Origin of the sequence: Micromonospora acroterricola, assembly GCF_003172955.1 — a bacterium.
Lineage (GTDB): Bacteria > Actinomycetota > Actinomycetes > Mycobacteriales > Micromonosporaceae > Micromonospora > Micromonospora acroterricola.
In genome coordinates, this window is the sequence record NZ_QGKR01000180.1 from 1 (window position 1) to 2,916 (window position 2,916).

At 75.1% G+C, this 2,916-nt stretch carries 4 protein-coding genes and 1 pseudogene; 4 read left to right on the forward strand and 1 reads right to left on the reverse strand.

Going from position 1 to position 2,916, the window contains the following annotated elements; translation table 11 throughout:
- On the forward strand, positions 1-262 hold a 262-nt coding region (locus DKT68_RS12620), incomplete at its 5' end, for a helix-turn-helix domain-containing protein (RefSeq protein WP_146218346.1).
- 4 nt (positions 263-266) lie between these two features.
- Here DKT68_RS12620 and DKT68_RS12625 read toward each other — a convergent pair.
- Positions 267-665, reverse strand: coding sequence for a VOC family protein (locus tag DKT68_RS12625; protein ID WP_109817609.1), 399 nt, complete (start codon positions 663-665; stop codon positions 267-269).
- A 193-nt stretch (positions 666-858) separates the two neighbouring features.
- Between DKT68_RS12625 and DKT68_RS31430 the strand changes: the two genes are divergently transcribed.
- The 3 genes and pseudogenes from DKT68_RS31430 to DKT68_RS12635 all read left to right on the forward strand — a co-directional run.
- Entirely contained in the window at positions 859-1,008 is a 150-nt protein-coding gene (locus DKT68_RS31430; protein ID WP_007459587.1) for a hypothetical protein, read from the forward strand.
- A gap of 17 nt (positions 1,009-1,025) precedes the next feature.
- Positions 1,026-2,456, forward strand: coding sequence for a class I SAM-dependent methyltransferase (locus DKT68_RS12630; protein ID WP_109817610.1), 1,431 nt, complete (start codon positions 1,026-1,028; stop codon positions 2,454-2,456).
- Positions 2,449-2,916 (forward strand): annotated as a pseudogene (locus DKT68_RS12635) (sulfatase-like hydrolase/transferase); the annotation flags it as partial. The gene DKT68_RS12630 and the pseudogene DKT68_RS12635, both read left to right, overlap by 8 nt.

Below are 2,916 nucleotides of genomic sequence, written 5' to 3' on the forward strand. Positions count from 1 at the left end.
GGCAGCGCCGGTGCAGGACGCGCGGGGCCAGGCCGACGTCGGCCTGGCCCCGCGCGTCCTGCACCGGCGCTGCCAGCACCTGTTCGGGTACGGCCCGAAGACGCTGACCCGGATCCTGCGGATGCGGCGGGCGCTCGCCGTGGCCCGCTCGGGTGTGCCGCTGGCCGAGGTGGCGGCCCGCTGCGGCTACGCCGACCAGGCCCACCTCACCCGCGACGTGCGCGACCTGGCCGGCGTGCCGCCCACCGCGCTGCTGTCCTGAGCGGTCACGTGGCGGGCAGCGAGGCGAAGAGTTCCACCCCGTTGCCGTCCGGGTCGTGCAGCACCGCGTAGCGCATGCCCCACTCGGCGTCGAAGGGCGGCAGGTGGCCGTCGAAACCGGCCCCGGTCAGTTCCGCGTAGTACCGGTCCACCTCGGCCGGGTCGGCGCAGCGGAACGCCAGGGCCACGCGGGGGCTGCCGGTGGCCGGGGCCCACCCCGGGTCGAAGGAGCGGATCGTCGTCACGGGGTCCCAGGCCAGCCGCAGGCCGCCGGGAAGGGCCGCCTCCACGTGCGGCTCGGTCTCCGCGCCGGCCGGGATGTCCAGCCCGAGCCGCCGGTAGAAGTCGAGCGAGCGGGTCAGGTCCGTGGTGACCAGACCGATCAGGTCGAAGCGAGGTGTCATGGCGTCGACGGTAGGTACATCGGGCCCGGATGTCTTGAACGAAACGGACCTCCGGGCAGTGCGCCGGTGTGGCCCACGCGGCGAGGACGATCAGCGTACGGTGGCAGACAAGTCCGGCTTTCTGGGTCAAAAGCCTCACCGCTGTACGCCCGGGACGCCGGTGTCGAGACGGGCGAGGGGAAGGAGCGGGTCGGTGATCCATCTGGCCTACCTGGACGCGGGATCCGGAAGCCTGATCGTGCAGGCGGTCGTCGGCGGGGTGGCCGGTGCCGCGGTCGCCGCGAAGCTCTACTGGCGGCGCCTGGTCGACCGGTTCCGCCGGCAGCCCACCGACCAGCGGTGAACCGGCCCGTACCGGCGATGACGACCTCACCCGCCGGAGTACGGCCGGAGCCGGCGTCCTTCCGCGACCCGGCCAACCGGGTCTTCCACGTCGGAGACGAGGTGCTGCGCGGGCTGGACGAACAGGCCGCCGCGCACTGGCGGGCGCTGACGGCCACCGCGTTCTTTCCGGCGTTGGTGGCCGCCGGCAAGGTCTGCGCCACCGAGGACGCGCCACCCGCGCTCGTGCCCGCCTCCGCCGGCGACCCGTGGACGGCGGTACTGCGCCACGAACGCATCCCGTTCGTCTCCCACCCGTACGAGTGGTCCTTCACCATGCTGCGCGACGCCGCGCTGCTGCACCTGGAGATCCTGCGCGCCGCTCTCGCCGACGGCTTCACCACCAAAGACGGGTCGGCCTACAACCTCCAGTGGCGCGGCGCCGAGGCGGTCTTCATCGACATCGGCTCCTTCGAGCCGGTGCGTGACGGCGAACCGTGGGCCGGCTACCGGCAGTTCTGCCAGACGGTGCTCTACCCGCTGCTGCTCACCGCCCACCTGGGCGTGGACTTCCAGCCCTGGCTGCGCGCCCGGGTGGACGGCATCGAGGCCGACCAGCTCCGGCCGCTGTTCGCCGGGGCCCGCCGGCTGCGCCCCGGCGTACTGACCCACCTGCACCTGCACGGGGCCATGCAGCAGCGGCACGCCGAGGCCAGCACCAGCGACGTACGGGCCGAGTTGCGCGCCGCCGGCTTCTCCCGCGAGCTGCTGCTGGCCACCGTGCGCGGCATGGAGAAGCTCGTCCGCAAGCTGGACCGTCGCCCGACCGGCAGCCACTGGTCGGACTACCAGCGCACCTGCGGCTACTCCGCCCAGGACCGGGCGGCCAAGGAGCGGTTCGTGACCGACGCGCTGACCACCGGCGCCCGGCCCCGCCTCGTGCTCGACCTGGGCGCCAACGACGGCCGGTACGCCCGGCTGGCGGCGGAGCACGCCGACTACGTGGTCGCCGTCGAGCAGGACCCGGCCGTGGTCGACGAGCTGTACCGGACGCTGCGGGCCGAGGGGCAGCGCCGGATCCTGCCGCTGGTGCTGGACCTCGCCGACCCGTCACCCGGTGGCGGCTGGCGGGGCGTCGAGCGCGCCGGGTTCGCCGAGCGGGCGTCCGCCGACGCGGTGCTCGCCCTGGCCGTGGTCCACCACCTGGCGATCGGGCGCAACGTGCCGCTGCCGGAGGTCATCGACTGGCTGGCCGGCCTGACCGCGCCGGCCGGCGCCGTGGTGGTGGAGTTCGTCCACCCGGAGGACCCGATGGCCCGCCGGCTGCTGGCCAACAAGCCCGACGGCCTCTTCCCGGACTACCGGCGGGACACCTTCGAGCGGCTGCTCGCCGCCCGGGGCCGGATCACCGACCGGCTGGAGCTGCCCTCGGGCACCCGCACGCTGTACCGGACGGTGATGGGTGGCTGAACCACCGTCGGCACCCCCGCCGGGCTCGCCGGTCGCCGAGCCGGTGACCGGCCGGTGGGACCGCGGCTGGCGCGGTGAGCTGGGCCGACTGCTGGAGGTGGTCGCGCTGGTGGGGCTGGTGGTCACGCAGCCGCTGCTGGACGTGCTCGGCCGCAGCCCCGACTTCTTCCTCTTCCACCGCGCCGACCCGGGGCAGATCCTGCTGCTGGTCGCCCTGGTGGCGGTGGCGCCCACGCTGCCCGTGGCGCTGCTCGGCTCGCTGAGCCGGCTGGCCGGCCGGACCGCCCGCGCGCTCACCCACACCGGGCTGGTCGGGCTGCTGCTGGCCGCCCTGGCCGTGCAGGTGGGCCGGCACGCGACGCCGCTTCGGGGCGTACCCCTGCTGATCGTCGCCGGGCTGGCCGGCGCCGCCGGCGCGGCCGCGCACCGGCGGTGGCGCGCGCCGGGTCGGGTGCTGCGG

Excerpts from the sequence above, each read along its gene's own strand:
- DKT68_RS12625 (WP_109817609.1), bottom strand. The coding sequence starts at position 665 with ATGACACCTCGCTTCGACCTGATCGGTCTGGTCACCACGGACCTGACC.
- DKT68_RS12630 (WP_109817610.1), top strand. The coding sequence starts at position 1,026 with ATGACGACCTCACCCGCCGGAGTACGGCCGGAGCCGGCGTCCTTCCGC.